Source organism: Aeromonas sp. TECH754 (genome assembly GCF_056279295.1).
In genome coordinates, this window is the sequence record NZ_JBWBRA010000001.1 from 4511653 (window position 1) to 4538063 (window position 26411).

General features: G+C 63.4%; 24 protein-coding genes and 1 pseudogene. 18 read left to right on the forward strand and 7 right to left on the reverse strand.

Translation table 11 applies throughout. The annotated features are described in order from the left end of the window. Nucleotides 1-151: 151 nt before the first annotated feature. From pckA to hslR, 3 genes are all read right to left on the reverse strand, one after another. Nucleotides 152-1777: a phosphoenolpyruvate carboxykinase (ATP) gene (gene pckA, locus ACZ9IL_RS20720; protein ID WP_476005132.1), complete on the reverse strand. Its 1626-nt coding sequence runs from the start codon at nucleotides 1775-1777 to the stop codon at nucleotides 152-154. Nucleotides 1778-1927: 150 nt separating this feature from the next. Beyond that, a complete protein-coding gene (hslO, locus tag ACZ9IL_RS20725) occupies nucleotides 1928-2812 on the reverse strand; it encodes an Hsp33 family molecular chaperone HslO (RefSeq protein ID WP_476005133.1) in 885 nt (294 codons plus the stop codon). A 107-nt stretch (nucleotides 2813-2919) separates the two neighbouring features. Beyond that, nucleotides 2920-3318 carry a ribosome-associated heat shock protein Hsp15 gene (gene hslR / locus ACZ9IL_RS20730; RefSeq protein WP_476005134.1) on the reverse strand — a complete coding sequence of 133 codons (399 nt, stop codon included), beginning with the start codon at nucleotides 3316-3318 and terminating at the stop codon, nucleotides 2920-2922. Nucleotides 3319-3532: 214 nt separating this feature from the next. On the opposite strand from hslR, the gene exeC reads away from it, so the two are divergent. The 12 genes and pseudogenes from exeC (at nucleotide 3533) to exeN (ending at nucleotide 15131) form a co-directional block, all read left to right on the forward strand. After that, the gene (exeC, locus tag ACZ9IL_RS20735; protein WP_476005135.1) at nucleotides 3533-4390 is read left to right on the forward strand and encodes a GspC family type II secretion system variant ExeC; all 858 of its coding nucleotides are present in this window, start codon (nucleotides 3533-3535) and stop codon (nucleotides 4388-4390) included. Nucleotides 4391-4411: 21 nt separating this feature from the next. Then, nucleotides 4412-6487 (forward strand): GspD family T2SS secretin variant ExeD, encoded by a 2076-nt coding sequence (gene exeD, locus ACZ9IL_RS20740; protein ID WP_476005136.1) that lies wholly within the window; start codon nucleotides 4412-4414, stop codon nucleotides 6485-6487. Further along, nucleotides 6487-7993 (forward strand): annotated as a pseudogene (gene exeE, locus ACZ9IL_RS20745) (GspE family T2SS ATPase variant ExeE). The gene exeD and the pseudogene exeE overlap by 1 nt, the downstream one beginning before the upstream one ends. Before the next feature lies 1 nt (nucleotide 7994). After that, nucleotides 7995-9215, forward strand: coding sequence for a GspF family T2SS innner membrane protein variant ExeF (gene exeF, locus ACZ9IL_RS20750; RefSeq protein ID WP_476005137.1), 1221 nt, complete (start codon nucleotides 7995-7997; stop codon nucleotides 9213-9215). 111 nt (nucleotides 9216-9326) lie between these two features. Beyond that, entirely contained in the window at nucleotides 9327-9758 is a 432-nt protein-coding gene (gene exeG / locus ACZ9IL_RS20755) for a GspG family T2SS major pseudopilin variant ExeG (protein WP_476005138.1), read from the forward strand. A gap of 160 nt (nucleotides 9759-9918) precedes the next feature. Then, complete coding sequence (gene exeH, locus ACZ9IL_RS20760; protein WP_476005139.1) at nucleotides 9919-10470, forward strand: GspH family T2SS minor pseudopilin variant ExeH; 552 nt, start codon at nucleotides 9919-9921, stop codon at nucleotides 10468-10470. Nucleotides 10471-10481: 11 nt separating this feature from the next. Further along, nucleotides 10482-10850, forward strand: a complete 369-nt coding sequence (gene exeI, locus ACZ9IL_RS20765) for a GspI family T2SS minor pseudopilin variant ExeI (RefSeq protein ID WP_476005389.1) — start codon at nucleotides 10482-10484, stop codon at nucleotides 10848-10850. Then, nucleotides 10847-11488 carry a GspJ family T2SS minor pseudopilin variant ExeJ gene (gene exeJ, locus ACZ9IL_RS20770; RefSeq protein WP_476005140.1) on the forward strand — a complete coding sequence of 214 codons (642 nt, stop codon included), beginning with the start codon at nucleotides 10847-10849 and terminating at the stop codon, nucleotides 11486-11488. The genes exeI and exeJ overlap by 4 nt, the downstream gene beginning before the upstream one ends. Before the next feature lie 89 nt (nucleotides 11489-11577). Continuing rightward, nucleotides 11578-12588 (forward strand): GspK family T2SS minor pseudopilin variant ExeK, encoded by a 1011-nt coding sequence (gene exeK, locus ACZ9IL_RS20775; RefSeq protein ID WP_476005141.1) that lies wholly within the window; start codon nucleotides 11578-11580, stop codon nucleotides 12586-12588. Nucleotides 12589-12703: 115 nt separating this feature from the next. Continuing rightward, nucleotides 12704-13888 (forward strand): GspL family type II secretion system protein ExeL, encoded by a 1185-nt coding sequence (exeL, locus tag ACZ9IL_RS20780; RefSeq protein WP_476005142.1) that lies wholly within the window; start codon nucleotides 12704-12706, stop codon nucleotides 13886-13888. Continuing rightward, nucleotides 13885-14376, forward strand: coding sequence for a GspM family type II secretion system protein ExeM (gene exeM / locus ACZ9IL_RS20785; protein ID WP_476005143.1), 492 nt, complete (start codon nucleotides 13885-13887; stop codon nucleotides 14374-14376). The genes exeL and exeM overlap by 4 nt, the downstream gene beginning before the upstream one ends. Beyond that, complete coding sequence (gene exeN, locus ACZ9IL_RS20790; protein WP_476005144.1) at nucleotides 14373-15131, forward strand: GspN family type II secretion system protein ExeN; 759 nt, start codon at nucleotides 14373-14375, stop codon at nucleotides 15129-15131. The genes exeM and exeN overlap by 4 nt, the downstream gene beginning before the upstream one ends. Before the next feature lie 44 nt (nucleotides 15132-15175). Here exeN and ACZ9IL_RS20795 read toward each other — a convergent pair whose 3' ends face one another. Then, nucleotides 15176-16015: a helix-turn-helix transcriptional regulator gene (locus ACZ9IL_RS20795; RefSeq protein WP_476005145.1), complete on the reverse strand. Its 840-nt coding sequence runs from the start codon at nucleotides 16013-16015 to the stop codon at nucleotides 15176-15178. Nucleotides 16016-16159: 144 nt separating this feature from the next. On the opposite strand from ACZ9IL_RS20795, the gene tyrS reads away from it, so the two are divergent. The 4 genes from tyrS to ACZ9IL_RS20815 all read left to right on the forward strand — a co-directional run bounded on the left by tyrS (nucleotide 16160) and on the right by ACZ9IL_RS20815 (nucleotide 20803). Further along, nucleotides 16160-17425, forward strand: a complete 1266-nt coding sequence (gene tyrS, locus ACZ9IL_RS20800; RefSeq protein WP_476005146.1) for a tyrosine--tRNA ligase — start codon at nucleotides 16160-16162, stop codon at nucleotides 17423-17425. Between the two features lie 233 nt (nucleotides 17426-17658). Beyond that, a complete protein-coding gene (gene nudE, locus ACZ9IL_RS20805; protein WP_476005147.1) occupies nucleotides 17659-18267 on the forward strand; it encodes an ADP compounds hydrolase NudE in 609 nt (202 codons plus the stop codon). 42 nt (nucleotides 18268-18309) lie between these two features. Further along, the gene (gene cysQ / locus ACZ9IL_RS20810) at nucleotides 18310-19122 is read left to right on the forward strand and encodes a 3'(2'),5'-bisphosphate nucleotidase CysQ (protein WP_476005148.1); all 813 of its coding nucleotides are present in this window, start codon (nucleotides 18310-18312) and stop codon (nucleotides 19120-19122) included. Between the two features lie 412 nt (nucleotides 19123-19534). Continuing rightward, nucleotides 19535-20803 carry an aromatic amino acid transport family protein gene (locus ACZ9IL_RS20815; RefSeq protein WP_476005149.1) on the forward strand — a complete coding sequence of 423 codons (1269 nt, stop codon included), beginning with the start codon at nucleotides 19535-19537 and terminating at the stop codon, nucleotides 20801-20803. Between the two features lie 89 nt (nucleotides 20804-20892). On the opposite strand, the gene ACZ9IL_RS20820 is transcribed toward ACZ9IL_RS20815, so the two are convergent. From ACZ9IL_RS20820 to metJ, 3 genes are all read right to left on the reverse strand, one after another. Continuing rightward, a complete protein-coding gene (locus ACZ9IL_RS20820) occupies nucleotides 20893-21231 on the reverse strand; it encodes a tRNA-binding protein (protein ID WP_476005150.1) in 339 nt (112 codons plus the stop codon). Nucleotides 21232-21316: 85 nt separating this feature from the next. Then, nucleotides 21317-22078, reverse strand: coding sequence for a helix-turn-helix domain-containing protein (locus ACZ9IL_RS20825; RefSeq protein WP_476005390.1), 762 nt, complete (start codon nucleotides 22076-22078; stop codon nucleotides 21317-21319). Between the two features lie 41 nt (nucleotides 22079-22119). Then, complete coding sequence (gene metJ, locus ACZ9IL_RS20830) at nucleotides 22120-22443, reverse strand: met regulon transcriptional regulator MetJ (protein WP_042643753.1); 324 nt, start codon at nucleotides 22441-22443, stop codon at nucleotides 22120-22122. 210 nt (nucleotides 22444-22653) lie between these two features. Here metJ and metB point away from each other — a divergent pair, with 210 nt between their 5' ends. Together metB and ACZ9IL_RS20840 are read left to right on the forward strand one after the other, a co-directional pair. After that, complete coding sequence (gene metB / locus ACZ9IL_RS20835; RefSeq protein ID WP_476005151.1) at nucleotides 22654-23823, forward strand: cystathionine gamma-synthase; 1170 nt, start codon at nucleotides 22654-22656, stop codon at nucleotides 23821-23823. A gap of 80 nt (nucleotides 23824-23903) precedes the next feature. Further along, the gene (locus ACZ9IL_RS20840) at nucleotides 23904-26357 is read left to right on the forward strand and encodes a bifunctional aspartate kinase/homoserine dehydrogenase II (RefSeq protein ID WP_476005391.1); all 2454 of its coding nucleotides are present in this window, start codon (nucleotides 23904-23906) and stop codon (nucleotides 26355-26357) included. The last annotated feature ends 54 nt before the right edge of the window (nucleotides 26358-26411 follow it).

Consider the following 26411-nt stretch of genomic DNA (forward strand, 5'->3'; position numbering starts at 1 on the left):
AAAATTGTATATTGTATAAAGTTTGGCTGAATCTAACGCGCAACTGCCCGCAAGGCAAGGCTTGGGGGGCGTCATATGCCGCGCATCGGCCAAAAAAATACCGGCCAGCGAGGCTGACCGGTATGCAATGCAACGAAATGGCGGAGTCGGGTTACAGCTGCGGGCCCGCCGCGACCAGCGCCTTGCCTTCGTCGTTGTCGGTGAAGCGCTCGAAGTTCTTGATGAAGCGCCCCGCCAGATCCACCGCCTTGGCGTCCCACTGCGCCTTGTCGGCGTAGGTGTCGCGCGGGTCGAGGATGCCCGGGTTCACGTCATGGAGCTCGGTCGGTACTTCTAGGTTGAAGATCGGCAGCACCTTGGTGGGCGCCTGCTCGATGGAACCATCCAGGATGGCGTCGATGATGGCGCGGGTGTCCTTGATGGAGATGCGCTTGCCGGTGCCGTTCCAGCCGGTGTTGACCAGATAGGCCTCGGCACCTGCCGCTTCCATCCGCTTCACCAGCTCCTGGCCGTACTTGGTCGGGTGCAGGCTGAGGAAGGCCGCACCGAAGCAGGAGGAGAAGGTGGGTGTCGGCTCGGTGATGCCACGCTCGGTCCCGGCCAGCTTGGCGGTGAAGCCGGACAGGAAGTGGTACTTGGTCTGATCCTTGGTCAGCTTGGCGACCGGGGGCAGCACGCCGAAGGCATCCGCAGTCAGGAAGATCACCTTGGTGGCATGACCCGCCTTGGAGACCGGCTTGACGATGTTCTCGATGTGATAGATGGGGTAGGAGACCCGGGTGTTCTCGGTGCGGGAGCCATCGTCGAAGTCGATGGTGCCGTCGGCCGCGACCGTCACGTTCTCCAGCAGCGCGTCGCGGCGGATGGCGTGGTAGATGTCCGGCTCGGCCTCCTCGGAGAGCTTGATGGTTTTGGCGTAGCAGCCCCCTTCGAAGTTGAACACGCCGTTGTCATCCCAGCCGTGCTCGTCATCGCCGATCAGCTGACGCTTGGGATCGGTGGAGAGGGTGGTCTTGCCGGTGCCGGACAGGCCGAAGAAGATGGCCACGTCGCCGTCCTGACCCACGTTGGCGGAGCAGTGCATGGAGGCGATGCCGCGCAGGGGCAGGAAGTAGTTCATCATGGAGAACATGCCCTTCTTCATCTCTCCACCGTACCAGGTGCCGCCGATGAGTTGCATCTTCTCGGTCATGTTGAAGGCGACGAAGTTCTCGGAGTTGAGGCCCTGTGCCTGCCAGTCCGGGTTGGTGCACTTGGCACCGTTCATCACCACGAAGTCCGGTTTGAAGGTCTTGAGCTCCTCCTCGCTCGGGCGGATGAACATGTTCTTCACGAAGTGCGCCTGCCAAGCTACCTCGGTGATGATACGCACCGCCAGGCGGGTGTCCGGGTTGGCGCCACAGTAGCCATCCACCACGAACAGACGCTTGCCGGAGAGCTGTTTGGTCACCAGGGATTTCAGATGTGACCAGACTTCCGGGGTGATTGCCTTGTTATCGTTTTTACCCTGGTCAGACCACCACACAGTATTCTGGGTAGTGGCGTCTTTGACGATATATTTATCTTTCGGGGAACGACCGGTGAAGATGCCGGTATTGACATTGACGGCGCCGAGTTCGGTGACGACGCCACGTTCGAATCCTTCCAGGTCGGGACGGGTCTCTTCTGCGAAGAGCTGCTCGTAGGAGGGGTTGCGAACGATTTCCTGGCTGTTTTTGATGCCGTACTGGTCCAGTTTCAGTTGTTGGGCCAGGGCGGGTTCTACCACGATAGTCATTATATTCTCCTGGGTTCAGAGGTTTTGTAGGGTTCTATCTGACGTCCATACTACTACCTAGGTGGTAGTTTTTAGCGATCGCCATCAAACTTTATAAAATAGGGCATTTTTTTGTTATTTAAGTTAAAGGCGGGTTTTGCCCGCCTTCATTTAGTGTAACTTGTTTGCATCATTATCGGGAGCCCTGCTGAACAGGGTTTCGATGTCGATCCCATCGAATTGGTACTCGGCGCCGCAATAGTCGCAGTGCATGTCGATCTTGCCGAGCTCCTGCACCATGGCCACCGCTTCTTCCTTTTCTATCTGCAGCAACGCCCCTTCGCAGCGGGCGCGGGAGCAGGTGCAGCGGAACTCTATGCCCTGTGGATCGAATACCCGCACCTTGTCCTGGTGATAGAGACGGTAGAGGATCTCTTCGGCTTCCAGGCCGAACAGCTCTTCATCCTTGATGGTGGCGGTGAGCTGGGTCAGGTGATCGAAATCTTCGCTGTGATCCTCGCTCTGGGCTGGCAGTGCCTGCAGCAGGATGCCGGCGGCGCGGGGGGAACCCTCGTGATGGCCGGTGCGGATCCAGAGCTTGGTGGCGAGCTGCTCGGACTGGGCGAAGTACTGCTCGAGGCAGCCTGCCAGGGTGTCGGCCTCGAGGGCGATGATGCCCTGATAGCGTTCCCCCTGATCCGGGGTGATGGTGATCACCAGCTGGCCGTTGCCGACCAGGCTCTGCAGCTTGCCGTCGCTCGGCAGTTCCCCTTCATAGCGTGCCACGCCGCGCAGTTGCTGGTTGTGATCGCCATTGATGACTGCCAGACGCACCGGACCGTCCCCTTGCAACTGTACCGTGATCGAGCCTTCAAACTTGAGGGTGGCGGTCAGCAGGCTGGTGGCAACCAGCAACTCACCCAGCAGTTTTTGCACCTGTACCGGGTAATTCTGGGCTTCGACTATGTGACGGTAGGTACGATCCAGCTGGACCAGCTCCCCCCGCACTTCGTACTCTTCGAACAGATAGCGATACAGGAGATCTTGGTTACTCATCATGCATTCCTAGGGTTTTCTTTGGGGAAAAAGATAAAAACATTGTTAAACAGCGGGTTAGGAACTTATCCGCACCGCTGCCGTCATAAAATGGCCATCCGGGCGGATTAGTATTGTTTGACCTTGAGCAGCTGGCGCCGTTCCTGCTTGTCGGGGCGACGCTCGGGGCTCGGGGCGAACTGGCTGTTGAAGCGCCGCGCCTCGCTGTTCTCGGCCCGCTTCTTCAGACTCTGCTCGGTCTCTTCATAGAGCAACTGGGCAAGGGGAGCGGACTTGCGCTGTTCGCTGACTTGCAGCACTCTGATCTCTCGCTCGTCCTGGCCCTGCCAGACACGGATGAGGGCACCGGTTTCGACGACCTTGCCCGGTTTGCTGCGCTGGCCGTTGTAGTGCACCTTGCCGCCGTCGATCTGATCGCGGGCCAGGCTGCGAGTCTTGTAAAAACGCGCCGCCCACAGCCACTTGTCGAGGCGGACCTGAGTGCTGCTTTCTGCTGGATTCGGCATGGATCGGCTCCGGGATGGCTAAAAGAGGAGCCTGATTATACCAGAGGCGGGCCCCGGGATAGAAACAGGGGGCCTTGTGGTGTGACGGAATCTGGATTTTCGCCGCTTCATCCCATCCGGTTGGTTGTCTCTGGGGCCATTGCCGTACACAATAGCCAACCGATTTGGATGCCAGAACATGTTGATAACCATGCCGCTACCGTTCAGGGATGATTTGTTGAGCCCCCTTCTGGCCCGTTGCAAGCGCGTGCCATTCTCCCGTTTCAGCCAGCCGCTGTTCTGGCTGTTGCTGCTGCTGCTGGCGCAGCAGTGCGCCGGACTGACCTGGCGTCTGTTCAGCCTGACCCAAGTCACCCAGAGCCAGCCTTGGCAGCCGTCGATCACCACCAGCCAGGGGGCGGGCGCCTCCCGTCTCGATCTCAGCGGCCTCAGCCGTCTCTCGCTGTTTGGCAAGGCGCAGCAGTTGCAAGCCGATCAGGCGGCCCAGGTGGTCGCGGCCGATGCCCCCAAGACTCAGCTCAGCGCCCAGCTCAACGGGGTGCTGGCGAGCTCGGATCCTGCCAAATCCATCGCCATCATCGCCCACAACGGGTTGCAGAATTCCTACGGCATCGACGACTACATCGACGGTACCCAGGCCAAGATCCGCCAGATATTCGCGGATCGGGTCATCATCTTGCGCGACGGTCGTGACGAGACCCTGATGCTGGACGGGGAAGAGTACGGCAAACCCCTGCCCAAGGTGGCACCGCCAAAGGAGAACAAGCTCTCCTCGGTGCGCGGCGAGCTGATGGGCAACCCGGGCAAGATCACCGATTACCTCAATATTTCCCCGGTTCGGGTGGATGGTCGCATGGTCGGCTATCGCCTCAACCCGGGCAGCAATCCGGAAGTGTTCAATCAACTCGGGCTGGTCGCAGGAGATCTGGCGGTCAGCATCAATGGTCTGGATCTGCGGGATAACGCCCAGGCCATGCAGGCCATGCAACAGATGGCCGGTGCCACGGAAATGACCGTCACCGTAGAGCGGCAAGGACAGCCCTACGACGTTTATATCGGCTTGTCAGAATAATGAATTGGAGTAGCACCAAGAATGATAAATAAAGGGAAAGGCTGGCGCTTTGCCACGGTCGCGGCAGCCTTGATGATGGCAGGCTCAGCCTGGGCCACCGAGTATGCCGCCAGCTTCAAGAATGCCGACATCGAAGAGTTCATCAACACGGTCGGCAAGAATCTGAACAAGACCATCATCATCGAGCCCTCGGTGCGCGGCAAGATCAACGTCCGCAGTTACGATCTGCTCAACGAGGATCAGTACTATCAGTTCTTCCTGAGCGTGCTCGATGTCTACGGTTTCGCCGTGGTGCCCATGAACAACGGGGTGCTCAAGGTAGTGCGGGCCAAGGATGCCAAGACTTCCGCCATCCCGGTGGTGGATGATAGCAACCCTGGCGTGGGCGACGAGATGGTGACCCGGGTGGTACCGGTGCGCAACGTCTCGGTGCGTGAACTTGCGCCCCTGTTGCGCCAGCTCAACGACAACGCCGGCGGCGGCAACGTGGTGCACTACGAGCCGTCCAACGTGTTGCTCATCACCGGGCGTGCCGCCGTGGTCAATCGACTGGTGGAAGTGGTACGCCGGGTGGATCGTGCGGGCGATCAGGATATGGATGTCATCAAGCTGAGATACGCCTCCGCCGGCGAGATGGTGCGGCTGGTGACCAACCTCAACAAGGATGGCAGCAACCAGGGCGCCAACGCCTCCCTGCTGCTCTCCCCCAAGGTGGTGGCGGACGAGCGCACCAACTCGGTGGTGATCAGTGGTGAACCCAAGGCGCGGGCCCGCATCATCCAGATGGTGCGCCAGCTTGACCGGGATCTGCAGAGCCAGGGCAACACCCGGGTCTTCTACCTGAAATACGGCAAGGCCAAGGATCTGGTGGATGTGCTCAAGGGCGTCAGCTCCAGCATCGCGGCCGACAAGAAGGGCGGCGGTGCGGCAACCAACACCGGGGGCGGCGCCAGCATCGGCGGCGGCCAGCTCGCCATCTCCGCGGATGAGACCACCAATGCGCTGGTGATCACCGCCCAGCCGGACGTCATGGCCGAGCTGGAGCAGGTCATCGCCAAGCTCGACATCCGCCGTGCCCAGGTGCTGGTGGAGGCGATCATCGTCGAGATCTCCGACGGTGACGGCCTCAACCTCGGGGTGCAGTGGGCCAATGCCAACGGCGGCGGCACCCAGTTCACCAACACCGGTCTGCCCATTGGTCCTGCGATCATCGCGGGCAAGGACTACAAGGACAACGGCAACACCGACGGACTCGAGAACCTGCTTGGCAACTTCAGCGGCATGGCCGCCGGTTTCTACAAGGGCGACTGGGCCATGCTGGTGACGGCGCTGTCGACTAATACCAAGAACGATATTCTGTCGACCCCGAGCATCGTCACCATGGACAACAAGGAAGCCTCCTTCAACGTCGGCCAGGAAGTGCCGGTGCAGAGCGGCTCCCAGAGTTCCACCACCAGCGATCAGGTGTTCAACACCATAGAGCGCAAGACGGTGGGTACCAAGCTGGTGGTGACGCCGCAGATCAACGAAGGGGACTCGGTGCTGCTCAACATCGAGCAGGAGGTGTCCAGTGTGGCCCAGGCCCAGGCGGCCGGTACCGCCAACCTCGGCCCCACCTTCGACACCCGTACCGTCAAGAACGCGGTGCTGGTCAAGAGCGGCGAGACCGTGGTGCTGGGCGGTTTGATGGACGAACAGACCAAGGAGCAGATCTCCAAGGTGCCTTTGCTCGGGGATATCCCGGTACTGGGTTACCTGTTCCGCTCCACCTCCAACACCACCTCCAAGCGCAACCTGATGGTGTTTATCCGACCGACCATTCTGCGTGATGCCAACGTCTATTCCGGGGTCTCCAGCAACAAATACACCCTGTTCCGTGCCGAACAGCTGAACCTGGCCGCCGAGGAGGGTTATGCCACCTCGCCCGCTCGCCAGGTGCTGCCCGCCTATGGTCAGGACGTGATGATGTCCCCCGAGGTACAGCAACAGATCGAGAAGATGAAGGCGCAGCAGCAGGCGACTGCCAACGGGGTCAAGCCCCAGGTGCAAGTCCAGGCGCCGGCGCAGGGGCAACCTTTCGTGCAGGGGCAGCCCTGATGGCAGCCTATCAACTCGATGACAGCGAACTGCCAGCCGAGCTGCCCGAGCTGCCGTTTGCCTTCGCCCGCAACTTCGGGGTGATCCTGACCGAGCGGCAAGGCGCGCCCGTGCTGCTCTGTCGTCAGGGGGTCACTCCCCAGACCCTGCTGGAGGTGCGGCGGGTGGCGGGCTGCGGCTTTGCCATCGAGCAGCTCGACAGCGAGGCATTCGAGGAGCTGCTGATGGCCCACTATCAGCGCGACTCCTCCGAGGCACGCCAGCTGATGGAGGATCTTGGCAACGAGATGGACTTCTTCGCCCTGGCGGAGGAGCTTGCCCCAGAGTGAGGACTTGCTCGACGCCGACGACGATGCCCCCATCATTCGCCTCATCAACGCCATGTTGAGCGAGGCGATAAAAGAAGAGGCATCCGACATCCACATCGAGACCTTCGAGCGGGTGCTGGTCATTCGCTTCCGCATCGATGGCGTGCTGCGGGAGATACTGCGGCCCCATCGCAAGCTCGCCTCCCTGCTGGTGTCGCGCATCAAGGTCATGTCCCGCATGGACATCGCCGAGAAGCGGGTGCCCCAGGATGGCCGCATCTCCCTGCGCATCGGCGGCCGCGCCGTGGACGTGCGGGTGTCGACCATGCCCTCCAGCTACGGCGAGCGAGTGGTATTGCGACTGCTCGACAAGAACAACGTGCGGCTCGAGCTCAAGCAGCTCGGCATGACGCTGGCCAACCGCAACATCATCAGCGAACTCATCCGCAAGCCCCACGGCATCATCCTGGTGACGGGCCCGACCGGTTCGGGCAAGTCCACCACCCTCTATGCGGCGCTGTCCGAGATCAACTCGCGGGATCGCAACATCCTGACGGTGGAAGATCCCATCGAATACGACCTGGAAGGGGTCGGTCAGACCCAGGTCAACAGCAAGGTAGACATGACCTTCGCCCGTGGCCTGCGCGCCATCCTGCGTCAGGATCCTGACGTGGTGATGGTGGGGGAGATCCGGGATCTCGAAACCGCCCAGATTGCGGTGCAGGCATCCCTCACCGGCCATTTGGTGATGTCGACCCTGCACACCAACACCGCCATCGGCGCCATCACCCGGATGCGGGACATGGGGATCGAGCCTTTCCTGCTCTCCTCATCCCTGCTCGCTGTGCTGGCCCAGCGGCTGGTGCGCACCCTCTGCCCGGATTGCCGTGCCCAGCACCCCATCACCGAGCAGGAGCGGCTCGCCATGGGCATGGAGTTGGCGCCGGATCAGCAGATGTGGCGCCCGGTTGGCTGCGAGCACTGCAACCACACCGGTTATCGCGGCCGAACTGGTATCCACGAGCTGGTGGTGATCGACGATGCGGTGCGCGAGGCGATTCACAGCGCCAGTGGCGAGCTCGCCATCGAGCGGTTGATCCGCGGCCATACCCCCAGCATTCGTCGCGACGGCATCGACAAGGTGCTCAAGGGCCAGACCAGTCTGGAAGAAGTGCTGCGCGTGACCCGGGAAGACTAAGATGGCAGCATTCGAATACAAGGCTCTCGACGGCCGGGGCAGAAACAAATCCGGGGTGATGGAGGGCGACTCCGCCCGCCAGGTGCGCCAGTTGCTGCGCGAGCAGGGCTTGACCCCGCTCGAGGTGAACGAGACCACCGAGAAGGCGAAGCGGGAGGCGAATCGCTTCGTGCTGTTCCGTCGCGGCGCCTCCACCTCGGAGCTGGCGCTGATCACCCGTCAGCTGGCCACCCTGGTCGGTGCCGGGCTCACCATCGAAGAAGCGCTCAAGGCGGTGGCCGAGCAGTGCGAGAAGGCCCATCTGCGCAGCCTGGTGGCGACGGTACGCAGCAAGGTGGTGGAGGGCTATTCCCTTGCCGACTCCCTCGGCGCCTTCCCCCATGTGTTCGACCAGCTGTTTCGCTCCATGGTGGCGGCAGGCGAGAAGTCCGGCCACCTGGAGAAGGTGCTGAACCGGCTCGCCGATTACACCGAGCAGCGCCAGCACATGCGCACCAAGCTGCTGCAGGCGATGATCTACCCCATCGTCCTCACCCTGGTGGCAGTGGGGGTCATCTCCATCTTGCTGACCGCCGTGGTGCCCAAGGTGGTGGCCCAGTTCGAACACATGGGCCAGCAGTTGCCGGCGACTACCCGTTTCCTCATCGGCACCAGCGAACTGATGCAGCACTACGGGCTCTGGTTCCTGCTGGCGTTGGGGCTGGCGGGCTTTGTCTGGCGTTGGTGGCTCACCGACGAGGGGCGGCGCCGCCACTGGCACGGCATCTTGCTGCGTCTGCCGGTCATCGGCCGGGTCAGTCGCGGTCTCAACACCGCCCGCTTCGCCCGCACCCTGAGCATCCTCAATGCCAGCGCGGTGCCACTGCTGGAGGGGATGAAGATCTCGGGGGAGGTGCTCTCCAACGACTTCGCCCGTACTCGCATCGGCGAGGCCAGCGAGCGGGTGCGCGAGGGCACCAGCCTGCGCAAGGCGCTGGCTGAAACCAAAATTTTTCCGCCCATGATGCTGCACATGATCGCCTCCGGCGAGCAGAGCGGCGAGCTCGACAGCATGCTGGAGCGGGCGGCGGACAACCAGGACAGGGAGTTCGAAACCCAGGTGAACATCGCCCTCGGGGTGTTCGAGCCCATGCTGGTGGTCTCCATGGCCGGGGTGGTGCTGTTTATCGTGATGTCGATCCTGCAGCCGATCCTCGAGCTCAACAATATGGTGAATTTATGAGGCGGACGTGCAGCTGACCCCGGTCGTTCCTGCCGTCAATCCGCTTGAACTCAACAATATGGTCAATCTCTGATGGCACGGGCCGTCTCAATTCGTTAGGAGTAAGTAGTCATGCACAAGCGTCGTCAAGCCGGTTTTACCCTGCTGGAAGTCATGGTGGTCATCGTGATCCTGGGGATCCTGGCCAGCCTGGTAGTGCCCAACCTGATGGGCAACAAGGAGAAGGCGGATCAACAGAAGGCGGTCTCCGACATAGTCGCGCTGGAAAATGCCCTCGACATGTACAAGCTGGACAACAACCGCTACCCGACCACCGAGCAGGGACTGGATGCGCTGGTCAACAAGCCGACCGCATCCCCCGAGCCGCGCAGCTACCGGGAAGGGGGTTACATCAAGCGCCTGCCGCAGGATCCCTGGGGTAACCAGTATCAGCTGCTGAGCCCGGGTCAGTTCGGCAAGATCGACATCTTCAGCAGCGGGCTGGATGGCGAAGCCGGTACCGATGACGACATCGGCAACTGGAATCTGAAGGATTTCCAATAAGTGCGTGATGGCGCCCTGATGCTGAACCGCCTGCCGAGTCTGTCCGTATGAGGCAGGCCCCGTCTCGCCAGTCCGGCTTCACCCTGCTGGAGGCGTTGTTGAGTGCCGCCAAGCAGAAGGGGCCGCAGTCTGCTGTCGTCACGCTACCGAGCCTGTCTCCATGAAGGCACATCGTCAGGCGGGTTTTACCCTGCTGGAGGTGTTGCTGGTCGCCATGCTGATGGGGCTGGTGGCCACCGCCGTCGTCCTCAGCATGGGGGGCGTCAGGGGCGATCAGGAGCTGGACAAACAGGCGCGCCGTTTCATGGCGACCCTGCAGCAGGCGCAGGAGTATGCGGTGATGGATGGCCGTCTGCTGGGGCTACGGCTCGAGGACCATGGCTGGCAGTTTATGTCCCGTGCGGCCAAAGACAGAAAATGGCAGGCGCTGACCGGCGACAAGATCCTGGGGCCGGTAGAGCTGCCGGAGGAGATGACCCTGAGCGTCGAACTGGAAGGCTTCAGCTGGCGCACCGATTCGGACGAGAAGACCGAGCAGGGACGTGACGAGCGGGAGCGTACCCCCCAGATCCTCATCTTCCCGGGGGGAGAACTCACCCCCTTCGTGCTGAGCCTGACCCAGCAGGATGACGAGACCCCCTACCTGCGCACGGTCAAGGGGGACGAGTTCGGCCGTCTGACCCTGCTGCAAGACGAAGAGGAAGAAGAGTGAGCGTCCGTGGCCTGGGGCGGCACAATGCCCGTGGCATGACGTTGCTGGAAGTCATGGTGGCGCTGGCGGTGTTCGCCATCGCCGGGCTCGCGGTGATGAAGACCGCCAGCGAGCACCTGTCCGGCCTCAACTATCTGGAAGAGAAGACCCTGGCGACCTGGGTGGTGGAGAACCAGCTGGTGCAACAGAAGCTCGAGTCCAAGTGGCCGGGAGACAGCTGGGTGGAAGGGGAGGAGGAGCTGGCCGGGCAGACCTGGTACTGGCGCTATCGCGGTGTCGCCACCGCAGACAACAACTTCAAGGCGCTGGACATGGAGGTGCGCACCGCACCCAAGGCCGAGAGCCCCGTGACCATGATCCGGACCTATATCAGTCGATGAAAGTTCATCTGAATTTAAGCAACCGTCAGGCGGGTTTTACCCTGCTGGAGATGCTGGTGGCCATCGCCATCTTCGCCAGCCTGAGCATGGGCGCCTACCAGGTGTTGCAGGGGGTGCTCACCAGCGACGAGGTGGCCAAGAAGAAAGAGACGCGGCTGTCCGAGCTGCAACTCGCCTTCAGCCTGCTGGAGCGGGACGTCAGCCAGATGGTGCCCCGCAGCGGGCGCATCGACGGCGAGAACAACAAGGTGCTGCTGGCGGCCTCCCGTTTCGGCCAGCAGAGCGATGACTGGGGCATGGCCTTCATTCGCGGTGGCTGGCTGAATCCGGACGGCATATTGCCGCGCTCCGGTTTGCAGCGGGTCGGTTGGCGGCTCAAGGAGCAGACCCTGGAGCGTCTCAGCTACCTCTACCCGGATCCGGTGATCGGCACCGAACCCCGCATTCAGCTCGTACTGACCGGGGTGACGGCGCTGCGGCTCTACTTCTACGACAAGGGACAGTGGAAGGAGGAGTGGACCCAGCGCGAGCTGCTGCCCTATGGGCTGGCGGTGGAGCTGGATCTGGAGGATTACGGTACCATTCGCCGGCAGTTCCTGATCGGGGCCGGTGGCCAGAGGGCCAACAATGACAGCTGATCGTCGTTTTCCCCTGACCGTCACTGAGGATGACGGTACCATCCGTCGTCATCAGTGCCTGATCGTGGCCGGCGGCCAGAGGGCCAACAATGGCAGCTGATCGTCGTACCAGTCCCGGCCGCCAGGGGGGCATGGCCCTGCTGGTGGTGCTGCTCATCCTGTCGGTGATGGTGATCGTCGCCAGCAACATGAGCGGCCGGCTGCAGCTCGAGCTGCGCCGTACCAGCAACCTCACCATCGGCAAACAGGCATGGTGGTACGCCATGTCGGCGGAGGCACTGGTGATCAAGGTGCTCAACCAGGACTTCAAGGACGACAAGGACGTGGTGAACCTGAATCAGAACTGGGCCCGTGAGGACGGGGTCTTCCCGGTGGATGACGGCACCCTGTCCGGACGGGTGCGGGATCTGCAGTCCTGCTTCAACCTCAACAGCCTGAGCGTCCCCCTGAAAGAGGGAGAGAGCGGCGATGATCTGGAGAAGCAGCCCTTTGCGGTCAAGGCGTTCCGGGCCCTGCTCGAGGCGCTGGAGGTCGAGGAGTTCGAGGCGGTGCAACTGACCGATGCCATCCGCGACTGGACCGACAAGGATACCCAGCTGGTCTCCAGCTACGGGGCCGAGGATGCCTACTACGAAGGGCTCAATCCCCCCTATCTGGCGGCCAACCAGTGGATGCTGGGGACCGATGAACTGAGGGCGGTGCGCGGCATGAGCGGCGAACTCTATGCCCGGCTGGCCCCCTACGTCTGTGCCCTGCCAAATGACAAGCTGTTGGTGAACATCAACACCATCAAGCCCGAGCGGGCGGCGCTGTTGGTCGGCCTCTATCAGGGCAAGATCGATCTTGACGACGCCAAGCAGGTGCTGACTCGCCGCCCCAAGAAGGGGTGGAAGGAGAAGAAGGAGATGACGGATGAGCTGCCGGTGGCCTCGAGCTCGATCGTGGATCTCGACAAGGCCCTGGATATCAAGAGCGACTACTTCGAGGCCAGTCTGCTGGCGGAAGTGGGGGATGCGCGGGCCCGCCTGAAGACGGTGTTCCAGCGCAGCAAAGAGAACAAGCTGGTGATGTTGCGCCGTCTGAACGACGGCGCCGAATAACAGGGAGACGGCTGGCCCAAGGCCCCGCTTGTCCGCCCCCTTACCAACATAGCAGCCGAGGCTGCGACCCCGCCCATCGACATGGATGTTGGCGGCCATGGCAGGAGAATTATTTGTGAGCGAGAGTCTGGTCATCCGGTTGGGGACCAATGCGCAGCAGCCGGTGCAGTGGCTGGTGTGGTCGACGCAGGAGCAGGAGATCATCGCCTCCGGCACCCTGGCCTCGGCCCATGCCCTCGGCGAGCTGCAGGAGCGTGCCGGCGGCCGCCCCGTGGTGACCCTGGTGCCCGGCAGCGATCTTATCTTCCGGCGGGTCAGCCTGCCGGGCAAGTACAGCCGTCAGGCCGCGGCGGCGCTACCTTATCTGCTGGAAGAGCAGATCGCCTCCGACGTGGACGCCTTGCATCTGGTGGTGCTGGGTCACCAGGGCAATGAGGTGGACCTGATGGCGGTGGACAAGGCGAAGATGCAGACCTGGCTCGGCTGGTTGCAGCAGGCCGGTCTCAAGAGCCTGCAACTGTTTCCCGATGTGCTGACTCTGCCGCTGGCCAGCGAGGGCTGGTCCGCCTTGCAGCTCGGTGAGGAGTGGCTGCTGCGCCAGGGCCCTCGCCAGGGCATAGTGGCCGAGGAGCCCCTGCTGGCCATGCTGCTGGCGACCCAGCCCGAGCCCGTCACCATTCACAGCCATACCCCGCCGCCCGCCATGGCCGGTGCCAACTGGCTGGCGGCGGATCCCGAGCTGCCCATGCTGCTGCTGGCCAAGGGGGCGCTCGGCTGCCAGGCCAACCTGTTGCAGGGGCCTTATCGGCCGCAGACCGAATACTCCCGCTACTGGCTGCAGTGGCGCAAGGTGGCGGTGGTGGCCGGACTCCTGCTGCTGGTCGCCCTGACCCAGCGCGGCGTGCATCTCTATCAGCTGGCGGAGCAGGATCAGGCGCTCAAGGCCGAGGTCCGGCAGGTCTATACCCGGATCTTCCCGGGGGAGACCCGCATCGTCAACGTCCGCAGCCAGATGACCCAGCACCTCAAGTCGCTGGGCCAGGCGCCTCAGGACGGGATCCTGCTGCTGCTGACCGAGCTGGCACCGGTGTTTGCCGAGGTGCCGGGTCTCAAACCCGAGGTGCTGCGCTTCGACGCGGCGCGGGGTGAGCTCCGGCTGCAGGTCACGGCGCCCGGCTTCACCGAGATAGAGCGTTTCCGCGAACTGGCGGGCAAGCGCTTCGAGGTGCAACAGGGGGAGGTGCGCAGCACCGAGGGCAAGGTCGAGGGGGCGCTGGTGCTCAAGGGTAAATCATCATGATGGACAAACTGCAAGGCTGGTGGCGTGGCATCAGTACCCGTGAACAACGGCTGGTAGGGGTGGGTGGCAGTTGCCTGCTGATCGGGCTCTGCTACTGGGCCATCTGGCAGCCCGTCGCCAACCGCATCACCGAGCGGGAGCGGCAGGTGATCAATCAGCAGCAGACGCTGGCCTGGTTGAAGGAGAAAGGGCAGGAGGTGCTGGCCATGCAGGGCAGCAGCGGACGCCAGATTGACACCAGCGGCACCCTGGACGGGGTGGTGAACCGCACCGCCTTCAACCAGAAGATCAAGATCGCCCGCCTGCAACCCCAGGGGCAGGAGCTGCAGGTATGGATCGACACAGTGCCGTTCGATGCGCTGCTGCTCTGGCTGGCGACCCTCTCCGATCAGCACGGAGTGCAGGTTCAAGTCATCGAAGTGGCCCGCGAGAATCTGGCACCGGGTCTGGTCAAGGTCAGGCGTTTGCAACTGAGTCGTCCCCAATGAAACGTAACATTCTGATAGCAATCCTGTTTTTGGTGGCCTATCTAGGTTTCCTGCTGGTGCAGTTGCCCGCGACTCTGGTGGTGCGCTATCTGCCGCTGCCCGCCAACATGGTGCGGCTGGAGGGGGTGAGCGGCACGCTCTGGAACGGTCAGGTGGCACGGCTGCAATACGCCAGCGAGTCGCTGACCCAGTTGCGCTGGGATCTCAACGGCTGGTCGCTGCTGCGCTTTGCCCCCGAGGCCTCGGTGCGCTTCGGCGAGCGCAGCGGTCTCAATGGTCAGGGGGTGATCGGCTGGAATGGCGCGGCCTTCGGCCGTGACATCACCCTCAACGTGCCCGCACCCTGGCTGCTGGAGCGGGTGCCCATGCGCCTGCCCTTCCCGCTGACGGCGGCGGGCCAGTTGCAGCTCAAGGTGGATCAGTTCGTCCAGGGCAATCCCTGGTGTGACAACCTCTATGGCAACCTCTATTGGTATGGCGCCGAGGCCGATACCCCGGCGGGCAAGCTGGTACTGGGGGAGCCGGAGGTCAAGTTGACCTGTCTCGACTCCAGGCTGGTGGCCGAGCTCAAACAGGGCTCGGAAGCGGTGCAGGTGCAGGGCAAGCTGGAGCTGCAGGCGAACCGTCAGTACCTGTTCCAGGGGACTCTCAAGCCGGGCCCCGAGCTGCCGGATCAGATGAAGCAGGGGCTGCCCTTCCTCGGTCAGCCCGACGGGCAGGGCCGCTTCCCGCTGCGTTATCAGGGCCGCATTTGATACAAATGTCGATACACAACACCCCGCCTCGGCGGGGTGTTGTGTTATGGGGTTGGGGGAAGCCCGGCAGGGGTTGCGCCACCGGCGGGTGAGGTGATCAGGTGATTGAGGAAGAAACCGAACAACTCGGCCTGTGAGCCGACGCGCAGCTTGCCATAGAGGTGCTTGCGGTGATTCTTCACGGTGCCGCTGCCTATCCCCAGCGCCGCGGCGATGGCTTCGGTATCCAGCCCTTGCAATAGCAGGCCGGCCACCTGCCGCTCCCGGCGGGTCAGCAGATCCCCACCGACGCTGGCCATCGCCTGCGCCACCGCCTCTTTCACGTCGGCTCCTCCCAGCCCGGTGGCGCTCTCCGCCAGCAGGGGGTGATCCACCGAGACAGGCTGGAGCCGCAGCCAATGCTGGCGGCAGAGGGAGTGCACCAGCGGGAACAGCTCCTCCAGCCTGGCCCGTTCCGCCGTGCTCAGAGGGCGACGTTTACCGAGGCGCCCCAGAAACAGCACCAGGGTCAGCCCGGTACGAATGGGCAGGATCAGTCCGACCTCCTCCTGCCAGCCGGTGGCCTGATAGAAGCGCCGCTGGTAGTCCGGATCCAGCGGCCCGACCTCTGCCTGGGTCCAGACCCCGGCCGCCAGACCATTCGCCAGCGCCTGCATGAAGGGATCCTGACCGAAGTCGCCGGCGAGGTAGCGATCGAACAGCAGCGCCCGCTGATGGCTCAGGTTGTCGTAGAGATAGACGGGGCGCTGGCCGACTCCGAGCAGCAGGGCGCAATCGAACGGGACCTGCTGCTGGACGAGCCGCACCAGGGTGGCCGGGAAGGCGCTGCCGTGCAGGGCGTCGACGGCGGCGGTCAGGGCGCGGGTGAGCGAGGGGTTGATCATGATGGGCGGGTTCCCGTCGAGGAGCGGCATTGCCCCGTACGGCGGCATGCTAGCACGAGGGGCTAAAACTGTCCCCAGAGGGACATGGCCGTGGGACTGTCCCGACGGGAATATGAGGGCTTTTCCCCGCACCCCGGAGATCCCATGACAGACCCCCAGTTGCTCGATGAGCTGACCCAGCGCGGCCTCATCGCCCAGAATTCCGATCCCCAGGCGTTGGCCGCCCATCTGGCCGAGCCGCGCACCCTCTATTGTGGCTTCGATCCCACCGCCGGCAGCCTGCACATCGGCCATCTGGTGCCGCTGCTGATGCTGCGCCGCTTCCAGCTCGCCGGCCACAGACCGGTGGCGCTGGTGGGGGGCGCCACCGGGCTCATCGGGGATCCCAGCTTCAAGGCGACCGAACGCAGCCTCAACGGTGCCGAGACGGTGCGAGGCTGGGTCACCGGCCTGTCGGCCCAGATCGCCGCCCTGCTGCCCGCGGGGGAGGGGTTGGCGGCGCCGCAACTGGTCAACAACGCCGACTGGATGGGACAGATGTCGGCCCTCGACTTCCTGCGCGACGTCGGCAAGCACTTCTCGGTCAACGCCATGCTGGCGCGGGAATCGGTGCGCCAGCGCCTGGCCCGGCCGGATCAGGGCATCTCCTTCACCGAGTTCTCCTATGCCCTGCTGCAATCCCAGGATTTTGCCGTCTTGCACGAGCGGCTCGGCTGCACCCTGCAGATCGGCGGCAACGATCAGTGGGGCAACATCACCAGCGGCATGGATCTCACCCGCCGCCTGCATCAGGCCCAGGTCTATGGCATGACGCTGCCGCTCATCACCAAGGCCGATGGCACCAAGTTCGGCAAGACCGAGGGTGGTGCCATCTGGCTCGATCCAGCCCTCACTTCCCCCTACGCCTTCTACCAGTTCTGGCTCGGCTGCGCGGATGAGGACGTCTACCGCTTCCTGCGCTACTACAGCTTCCTGCCGCTGGCCGAGATTGCCGCACTGGAGACTGAAGACGCAGGCCGCCAGGGTCGTAAGCGGGCGCAGCAGGTGCTGGCGGACGAGCTGACCACCCTGGTGCACGGAGAAGCCGCGCTGGCCGGGGCACGCACCATCAGCGCGCTGTTGTTCAGCGGCCGGGTGGGGGAGCTAGACGAGACGCAACTGCGGCAGCTGGCGGGTGGCGGCCTGCCGACGACCGAGTGGCGGGGGGAGGGAGATTTGGTGGAACTGCTGGTGGCCAGCGGCCTCGCCGGCTCCAAGAGAGTGGCTCGCGAGCTGCTGGCCGCCGGTGCCATCAGCCTCAACGGCCGCCCGGCCGAAGGCGACGCGCTGTCCGAGCAGGATTGGCGCTGCCACCACTTCCTGCTGCTGCGCCGGGGCAAGAAGCAGTATCACCTGGTGCAACGCCCCTGATGGCGAGGCGCCCTCCACCGGGGGCGCACTTCGCGGCCGGCTCGGGCGGCAAGAGGGCAGCGCCCGGCGGCCTCGAGGTGGGCACGTGATAGCTGGGTGCCACGAGTGGTCGAGCATGGGAGAGCGGCATTCCAGTGGATCTTTAAGGCCGCTTTCCCGCCTCGGCCCCGTGGTGTTCGCGGTGCGAGTCGTTTACTCTTGAAGCACGATTTTTTAACGAGCAGTCAGCCCCGATGAGTGACCCCCACAAGCGCAAACCCGTACACCTCAGTGTCGAGACCCTGGCTCAGGACAAGAGCAAGCCGGAGATCCTCAAGGCCGAAATCGTGGCCGAGAGCCGACTGTTCAAGGTGGAATCCCTGCACCTGAAATTCAGCAACGGGGAAGAGCGGGTATACGAGCGGATGCGGGGCGGCAATCGGGGCGCCGTCATGGTGGTGCCGCTGTATGACGCCCATCACCTGCTGCTGGTGCGCGAATACGCGGCGGGCACCCACTCTTATGAACTGGGCTTTCCCAAGGGACTGATCGATCCGGGCGAGGACGCCTTCGAGGCGGGCAACCGGGAGCTGATGGAGGAGGCGGGCTTCGGGGCCAACAGCCTCATTCCCCTCAAGCAGGTGTCGCTTGCCCCCGGTTACTTCTCCAGCCGGATGGACATCTTGCTGGCTCGGGATCTCTACCCGGAGCAGCGCATCGGCGATGAGCCGGAGCCCCTCGAGGTAATCCCCTGGCCACTGAACCGCATCGACGAATTGCTGGCACGATCGGACTTTACCGAGTCGCGCAGCATCAGTGCCCTGCTGCTGGCCCAGAAATGGCTGGCGGAGCAGGCAAAATAGCCCCTTGGGGTGCAAAGATAATCAAAGACAGAGGGTAGCGATATGCAGGAGTTGTTGGCCTGGGTGCCTGGGGTCAAGGAGATCGCCCGCGAAGCAGGCAGGATCCTTCACGAGATCTATCACGGCGGTCAGTTCGAGCGTCAGCTGAAGGAGGATGCGACCCCGGTCACCAGTGCCGATCTTGCTGCCGATGCCTACCTCAAGGGAGCGCTGTCGGCGCTCACTCCCCATATCCCCGTGTTGACCGAGGAGGCGGCCGATGTGCCCTTCAGTCAGCGTGCCAATTGGCGCCAGTACTGGTTGGTGGACCCGCTCGACGGCACCGGCGAGTTCATCGCCGGTAGCGGTGACTTCGCCACCCTGATCGCCCTGGTGCAGGACAATGTGCCGGTACTCGGGGTCATCTACGCCCCCGAGTCGGACGTGCTCTACTGGGCGGTGCGCGGCCACGGCGCCTTCAAGGAGGCCGCTGGCGAGATCTACCCCATCAGCGCCATGCACCACGAACACGATCAGCCGGATGCGCTGGTGGTGGCCATCAGCCGTCGCCAGAAGCTGGAGATGCTGACCCGTCGGCTCAATCCGGCCATCAACTACGAGCTGATCCCGCTTGGCTCCAGCTCGCTGAAGTCCTGCCTGGTGGCGGAGGGGGCGGCAGATTGTTATGTGCGGCTCGGCCCCACCGGCGAGTGGGATACCGCCGCCGCCCAGTGCATCGTGGAGGCGGCGGGGGGTCGCATCCTCAGCCTGGCGTTGCAACCCCTGAGCTACAACGAAACGGAGTCGCTGGAGAACCCTGACTTCATCGTGATGGGAGATCCGGCGCTGGCCTGGGGCAAGATCCTGGCTCAGTGATCAAGCCCGGATCTCGCTGTCTCGACACCATAGGGCGGCCTCAGGGTCGCCTTATTGCTTGGTGTTATTCGCTGGATTGGTGGAGGTGTAGAGGGATATCCGCTGGCAAGTAGCGATAAATGCAGTGGATCATCACTGTCAGCCTCTCTGGTGCGGGATGATTAATGGTGTAATTCTGAAAATTCGGCATCTGCCAAAATAAAAAATTAATCATCAGTAATATTTTGGTCTTATATATCGAAATTACTCAATAATTCAGATTTTTAGAATTATGAGGAAGAGATCCGAAGCCCAATCTCACTGGCCGAGCCGGGCTTTGGCAGTGGGATCTGCCAGTGTCGACTTTTGAGAATTAAATGCTGAAATAGCACAATAATCTCAGATTTAAATACTGACAAAAAGTGAATTAACGATGAGTTTATCTGCAGAGGTCACACGGGAGCTGTCCGGTTCCCCATCCGTCATCGCCCACACCGGCTGGCGCCGTCACGACACCCACTGGGTCATCAGCCTGTTTGGCACCGCCGTCGGCGCCGGCATCCTGTTTCTGCCCATCAACCTGGGGCTCGGCGGTATCTGGCCGCTGATCATCGTCGCCGTGCTGGCCGGCCCCATGACCTTCCTGGCCCACCGTGGCCTGGCGCGTTTCGTGCTTTCCTCCTCCCGTCCCCATGCCGACTTCACCGAGGTGGCGGAGGAGCACTTCGGCAAGATGGCCGGTCGCCTCATCTCGGCGCTCTACTTCCTCTCCATCTTCCCGATCCTGCTGATCTACGGGGTGGGGCTGACCAACACGGTGGAGAGCTTCATGATCAATCAGCTCGGCATGGCGGCACCGAATCGGGTGATGCTCTCCGGCGTGCTGGTGTTCGCCATGATCGCCGTGATGATGGCCGGCGAGAAGGCGATGTTGCGTGCCTTCGCCGTCATGGTCTACCCCCTGGCGGCCATTCTGGCGGCGCTCTCCTTTTATTTGATCCCCCAGTGGCAGTGGCCCGAAATGGTTGCGTTCGAGGGGGGCAGTTTCTTCAATACGCTCTGGCTGGCGCTGCCGGTGACGGTATTTGCCTTCAGCCATGCCGCCGCCATCTCGGGCTTTGCCAATGTACAACGCCGTGAATATGGCGAGCAGGCGGAGGCCAGGAGCGGTCTGATCCTGCGCAATACCACCGTCATGCTGGTGGGCTTCGTGCTGTTCTTCGTCTTCTCCTGCGTGCTGAGTCTCTCCCCGGCGCAGTTGGCCGAGGCCAAGGCCCAGAACGTCTCTGTGCTCTCCTATCTCGCCAACATCACAGACAATCCGGTGATCATCACTCTGGGGCCGCTCATCGCCTTCATCGCCATCAGCTCCTCCTTCCTCGGCCATTTCCTGGGGGCGCGGGAAAGCCTCAAGAGTCTGATCGCCAAGCCCACCGGTCTGTCGTTGGCAAGCTCCGACAGGCTGGGGATCGCCCTGATGTTCTTCGCCATCTGGGGCGCGGCGGTGATCAACCCCGGCATCCTCGGGTTGATGGAGACCCTCTCCGGCCCGGTCATCGCCATGATCCTGTTCATCATGCCGGTGGTGGCCATCTACAAGGTGGAGGCGCTGGCCCGTTTCCGTCAGGGCTGGACCAATGGCTTCATCCTGCTGACCGGCGCCCTGGCGGTCTCGGCGCTGCTGTTCAGCCTGCTGAAATAAGCCGCTCGGGCATGCGTGAACGCAAAGAGGCGACCCGGGGGTCGCCTCTCTTGTTTTAGCCGCCTGCGCTTTTCGTGCTAGCCGCTGGCTCAGCTCAGCTTGGCGCCGTTCTCCACCGCCTGCTCCGGGATGGCCATCACCACGGCGCCGTCCGCCCGGTAGAAACCGGTCAGCAGAAACTCCGACTGGATGGGGCCAATCTGCTTGGGGGGAAAGTTCACCACTGCGACTATCTGGCGGCCCACCAGTGCCTCGGCGTCATAGAGGTCGGTGATCTGGGCGCTACTCTTGCGCACGCCAAGCTCGGGGCCAAAATCCGCCCACAGCTTGTAGGCGGGCTTGCGCGCCTCGGGGAAGGGCTCGACCCGCACCAGGGTGCCCACCCTGAGCTCCACCATCTCGAATTCCTGCCAGCTTATGGTCTGCATCTTTGCTCCTCTAATCTGCATGCTGTGTCTGATCACCAGCATGCCCGACAAGTGCCTGTCTTGTCTTCGGTGAGGAGCCGATGGGTTAGGGCAACTGGCCGTGTTGTTGACGCCAGCGTGAGGGAGTCAGCCCCGTCTCGGCCAGGAAGCGCTCGGCGAAGGCCCCCTGATCCTGGTAGCCAACCCGGCAGGCCAGCTCGCCGATGGGCAAGATGGTCTGGGTCAGCAGGGTGCGGGCCAACGCCATGCGCCGCGCCCTGACATAGTGGGAGACGCTCATGCCCAACTGCTGGCGAAAGACATGCTTGAACTGACTCTGGCCGAGGCAGGCGATGGCGGCTAGGCGCTCGTTGGTGAGGGGCTCGGCGAGGTGGGCCTCGATATGGCGCTGCACTCGGGCGATGCGGGGGGCGATGGCGGGGCCCATGCCCTGACCCTCCGCCAGCAGGCTCAGCCAGACCTGCTCCATGCCGGCCACCTGGCGACCCTCGGCCACCATCTGGCGCAGGAAGGCGAGGTAATGACGCTGGGACTCGTCCAGCTCGATGAAGGGGCGCTCACCCAGCGCCTCGGGCAACCAGTGACTCTCCTGTACCAGGAAGGAGAGGGCCGGATCGGCCGCGAAGTCGTGGCGCTCGCCGGGGGCGATGACGCAGGCGAAACCGGGTAACAGGCGACGAGCCTGGCCCTGCACCTCGATCTCGATGGGGCCATCGAGAGGAACAACCAGCTGGCTGAAGTCGTGACTGTGACTGCTGATGTCGCGCTGATAGCGGCGCAGGCTGAACGAGGGCGTGGGTGCCGACGGGGGAGCAGATAGCGATGACGCGGCACCGGGCCGCGTCATCGAAGGAAGATTGCTATTGGGCATAGGCAATGCTGCCAGGGTTATTCTGCGTCGAAATCTTCGATTTCCTTGCCGAGCGCTTCCATGATGGCGCGCGCCTCGGCAGGGACGCTGTCCGGGTGATCCTTGCGCAGGTCGTCGTCACCGGGCAGCGGCTGGCCGGTGAAGGCGTGCAGGAAGGCTTCGCAGAGCAGCTCGCTGTTGGTCGCATGACGCAGGTTGTTCACCTGACGACGGGTGCGCTCATCGGTCAGCACCTTCAGCACCTTGAGCGGAATCGAGACAGTAATCTTCTTGACCTGTTCGCTCTTCTTGCCGTGTTCCGCATAGGGGCTGACGTAGTCGCCGTTCCACTCTGTACCCATGATTCACCTGTTCTCATTTTGCCGTGAGCGCGGATTTTAACCCTTACGGAATTAGATGGCAATCCAACAGCAAAGCCATTTAGACGTCTAGAAGTGTTGACGGCTTTTTTGGGCTGGCGTAAGGTGGTGCACCATGGGCCAGCAATGGCAGAAGGCGGGTGTGGCAGGGCAACAGTGGCCACCGTCCAGCGACAGATCAAGGAGAGAGACATGACCCACAAGGCCACCCTGGCGGTTCGCACCGGGATTGAGACAGATACGCAGCACGGCGCAGTGGTGCCGCCCATCTACCTCTCCAGCAACTACACCTTTGCCGATTTTGGCGAACCCCGTCAATACGATTATGCCCGCTCCGGCAACCCGACCCGCACCAACCTGGCGGATGCGCTGGCCGTGCTGGAAGGGGGGGCGGGCGCGGTGGTGACCGGCACCGGCATGGGCGCCGTCCATCTGGTGACCACCGCCCTGCTCAAGGCCGGCGATCTGCTGATCGCCCCCCACGACTGCTACGGTGGCACCTGGCGCCTGTTCGAATATCTGGCGGCCAAGGGCCACTACCGGGTGCAGTTCGTCGATCAGGGGGATGAAGCCGCCCTGGCCGAGGCGCTGTCGCAGAAACCGGCGCTGGTGTGGGTCGAGACGCCCTCCAACCCGCTGCTGCGGGTGGTGGACGTGGCCGCCATCGCCGCCGCGGCCCACGAGGTGGGCGCCCAGGTAGCGGTGGACAATACCTTCCTCTCGCCACTGCTGCAGCAACCGCTGGCCCTTGGCGCCGACGTGGTGGTGCACTCCACCACCAAGTACATCAACGGCCACTCCGACGTGGTGGGCGGGGTGGCGATTGCCAAGGAAGCCGCACTGGCCGACTCCCTGGTGTGGTGGGCGAATTGCCTGGGGCTGACCTCGGGTGCCTTCGACTCCTACCTCACCCTGCGCGGGTTGCGCACCCTGGCGCCGCGCCTGCGCACCCATCAGGAGAACACGGACAGGATCCTCGCCTTCCTGCAGCAGCAACCGCTGGTGAAAAAAATCTATCACCCCAGCCTGCCGAACCATCCGGGTCACGAGATTGCGCGCCGTCAACAGTCCGGCTTCGGCGCCATGCTAAGTTTTGAACTCGATTGTGACGAGGCGGGCCTGCGCGCCTTCCTCGGAGCGCTGAGCCTCTTCTCGGTGGCGGAATCCCTCGGTGGGGTGGAGAGTCTGGTGGCCCATCCGGCCAGCATGACCCACAGGGCCATGACCCCGGAGGCGCAGCAGGCGGCGGGCATCAGCGCCCAGTTGCTGCGCCTGTCGGTAGGCATAGAACACGGCGAAGACCTGGTGGCCGATTTGGCCAACGGGTTTGAGCAGGCGCAGTTGGCGCAACAGGCAAACTAGTCAACGGCACGGCAGCCGCTCACCGACGCCAGATCGGGCGGGCTGCCGGCAGCAAGATGCAGGAACAGGTGGTGAAGGAAATGGAACAGCAGCAAGGAGAGAGAGCGGTGGCGACAGAAGCAGGGTTGAAACGGCGCCATGTGCACAAGTTTGGCGGCAGCAGTCTGGCGGATCCGGTCTGTTATCGTCGGGTCGCGGCGATTGTCGAGCAGCAGGTCGGCGGACAGGAGCTCATCGTTGTCTCCGCCGCCGGCAAGACCACCAACCGGCTGATCCAGCTGGTGGAGCTGGCCGAGGCGGGGGACGAAGCCGCCGGTGAGGCCATCACCGCCCTGCACGCCTATCAGCAGAGCCTGATCGACGGTCTGCTGGAGGGGGAACTGCAGCTCGACTTGAGCAAGCAGCTCGCCGACGACACCCAGCTGATTGCCAAGACCCTGGAGGGGCAGTTCGATCGCTTCGCGCGCAACGGCCTGCTCGCCTTCGGTGAGGTGTGGTCGGCACGGCTGCTGGCCGCCCTGCTCAGCAGCCGCGGTGAGCCCGCCATCTGGCTCGATGCCCGCAGCTTCCTGCGTGCCGAGGACGGCGCTCTGGTCAAGGTCAATACCGCCATCTCCAGCGAGTTGCTCAAGGCCCGTCTGGCGGAGCACCCCGGCCGCATCGTGGTGACCGGCTTCATCGCCGCGGATCTGGAAGGGCGCTCCTTGCTGCTCGGTCGCAACGGTTCAGACTACAGCGCGAGCCTCTTGGCGGCGCTGGCGGACGGCGAGTCCACCACCATCTGGAGCGACGTGGCCGGGGTCTACAGCGCGGATCCGCGCCGGGTGAAGGAGGCGCGCCTGCTGGAGCGGCTGAGCCTGGCGGAGGCCAACGAGCTCGCTCGCCTCGGCTCCTCGGTGCTGCATTCGCGCACCCTGCAGCCGGTGGCCGACAGCCGCCAGCGCCTCACCCTGCGCTGCAGCTACAACCCGGACGAGGGTTGCACCCACATACTGCGCCGGGCACCGCGCTCCGGCGGCGCCCGCATCGTCTCCTCGGTGGATCAGATTGCGCTGATTGAGCTCAAAGTGCTGCCCCAGACCAGCTATGAGCAGACGGTGGCGACCATAGAGGCCCATCTGGCCCGTCATCGCCTCCACCCGCTCACCCTGCAACGCCAGCCGGATCGGCGGGTGCTGCGCCTGGCCTACACCCTCGAGGTAGCGGAAGGGGCCTTCGAGGTGCTGCGAGACTTCCAGCTGCAGGGCAGCTTCACCGGCCTCATTCAGAAGGAGGGCTTCAGCCTGGTGGCTCTGGTCGGCGCCGGGGTGACTGACAACGCCGAACAGTGCCACCGCTTCTATCAGCTGCTGGCGGATCAACCCCTGGCGTTCGTGCAGGTGGCCAGAGATGGCCTGAGCCTGGTGGCCGTGCTGCGCCAGGTGGTGCTGGAACCCCTGCTCATCGCCCTGCACAGCGCCCTGTTCAGCCGCCCGACCCGGGTCGGTCTGGTGGTGTTTGGCAAGGGCAACATCGGCGGCCACTGGCTCAGCCTCTATGGCCGCGAGAAGGCACGCCTCGAGCACGAGCTCAATCTGGCGCTCACCCTGTACGGGGTGTTCGACTCCAAGGGCGGCCTGCTGGACGAGGAGGGGCTGGATCCCCTCAAGGTGCGGGACAGGTTCGATCCCAGGCCGCTGATCTGGCCCGAGCTGCTGTCCCAGCTGGAGCAACACAGCTTTGATACCCTGATCGCCCTCGACATGACCGCCAGCGAAACGGTGAGCCGCTACTACCCGGACTTCGCCCAACTCGGCATTCACATCATCGCCGCCAACAAGTTTGCCGGCGCCGCCGAGAGCGAGTTTTACCTGCGTATCAAACAGACGTGTCGCGATCATCAGGTGCAGTGGCGTTACAACGCCACCGTGGGGGCGGGCCTGCCCATCCAGTCCAGCATCCAGATGCTGCGCCAGAGCGGCGATCGCATCCAGGGGGTCTCCGGCATCTTCTCCGGCACCCTCTCCTGGCTGTTCCAGCAGTACGACGGCAGCCGCCCCTTCTCCGAGCTGGTGGACGAGGCCTGGCAGCACGGCCTGACCGAGCCGGATCCCCGCGAGGATCTCTCCGGTCAGGACGTGCGTCGCAAGCTGCTGATCTTGGCGCGGGAAGCGGGTTTCGAGCTGGATTCCGCCGACATCGAGCTGGAAAACCTGGTGCCGGTGCCCCTGCGCAAGGTCACCACGGATCAGTTCATGGACCGCCTCAACGCGCTGGATGATCCCATCCAGACCGCGTTCGAGGGGGCACGCCGGGTCGGCAAGGTGCTGCGCTACGTCGCCCGCTTCGAGCACGACGGCAAGGCGCGGGTCGGGCTGGAGGCGCTGGAGCCCCACCACCCATTCGCCAATTTGCTGCCCTGTGACAACGTGTTTGCCATCGAGAGCGACAGCTATCGCACCAATCCGCTGGTGATCCAGGGACCGGGGGCGGGTCGCGAGGTGACGGCGGCGGCGATCCAGTACGATCTGTGGCAGATCTGCGCCAGCCTGTAGGCTGGATTGCGGCAGAAAATGAGAAGAGGCGCCCTAGGGCGCCTCTTCTGCTTG

Bases quoted from the DNA above. Each gene is read 5' to 3' on its own strand.
- ACZ9IL_RS20825 (WP_476005390.1), bottom strand. From the start codon at position 22,078: ATGACGCGGCCCGGTGCCGCGTCATCGCTATCTGCTCCCCCGTCGGCA.
- exeK (WP_476005141.1), top strand. From the start codon at position 11,578: ATGGCAGCTGATCGTCGTACCAGTCCCGGCCGCCAGGGGGGCATGGCC.
- exeJ (WP_476005140.1), top strand. From the start codon at position 10,847: ATGAAAGTTCATCTGAATTTAAGCAACCGTCAGGCGGGTTTTACCCTG.
- ACZ9IL_RS20815 (WP_476005149.1), top strand. From the start codon at position 19,535: ATGAGTTTATCTGCAGAGGTCACACGGGAGCTGTCCGGTTCCCCATCC.
- metB (WP_476005151.1), top strand. From the start codon at position 22,654: ATGACCCACAAGGCCACCCTGGCGGTTCGCACCGGGATTGAGACAGAT.
- exeH (WP_476005139.1), top strand. From the start codon at position 9,919: ATGAAGGCACATCGTCAGGCGGGTTTTACCCTGCTGGAGGTGTTGCTG.
- hslR (WP_476005134.1), bottom strand. From the start codon at position 3,318: ATGCCGAATCCAGCAGAAAGCAGCACTCAGGTCCGCCTCGACAAGTGG.
- cysQ (WP_476005148.1), top strand. From the start codon at position 18,310: ATGCAGGAGTTGTTGGCCTGGGTGCCTGGGGTCAAGGAGATCGCCCGC.
- ACZ9IL_RS20840 (WP_476005391.1), top strand. From the start codon at position 23,904: ATGGAACAGCAGCAAGGAGAGAGAGCGGTGGCGACAGAAGCAGGGTTG.
- exeM (WP_476005143.1), top strand. From the start codon at position 13,885: ATGATGGACAAACTGCAAGGCTGGTGGCGTGGCATCAGTACCCGTGAA.
- exeD (WP_476005136.1), top strand. From the start codon at position 4,412: ATGATAAATAAAGGGAAAGGCTGGCGCTTTGCCACGGTCGCGGCAGCC.
- pckA (WP_476005132.1), bottom strand. From the start codon at position 1,777: ATGACTATCGTGGTAGAACCCGCCCTGGCCCAACAACTGAAACTGGAC.
- exeG (WP_476005138.1), top strand. From the start codon at position 9,327: ATGCACAAGCGTCGTCAAGCCGGTTTTACCCTGCTGGAAGTCATGGTG.
- exeN (WP_476005144.1), top strand. From the start codon at position 14,373: ATGAAACGTAACATTCTGATAGCAATCCTGTTTTTGGTGGCCTATCTA.
- ACZ9IL_RS20795 (WP_476005145.1), bottom strand. From the start codon at position 16,015: ATGATCAACCCCTCGCTCACCCGCGCCCTGACCGCCGCCGTCGACGCC.
- hslO (WP_476005133.1), bottom strand. From the start codon at position 2,812: ATGAGTAACCAAGATCTCCTGTATCGCTATCTGTTCGAAGAGTACGAA.
- metJ (WP_042643753.1), bottom strand. From the start codon at position 22,443: ATGGGTACAGAGTGGAACGGCGACTACGTCAGCCCCTATGCGGAACAC.
- exeF (WP_476005137.1), top strand. From the start codon at position 7,995: ATGGCAGCATTCGAATACAAGGCTCTCGACGGCCGGGGCAGAAACAAA.
- ACZ9IL_RS20820 (WP_476005150.1), bottom strand. From the start codon at position 21,231: ATGCAGACCATAAGCTGGCAGGAATTCGAGATGGTGGAGCTCAGGGTG.
- tyrS (WP_476005146.1), top strand. From the start codon at position 16,160: ATGACAGACCCCCAGTTGCTCGATGAGCTGACCCAGCGCGGCCTCATC.
- nudE (WP_476005147.1), top strand. From the start codon at position 17,659: ATGAGTGACCCCCACAAGCGCAAACCCGTACACCTCAGTGTCGAGACC.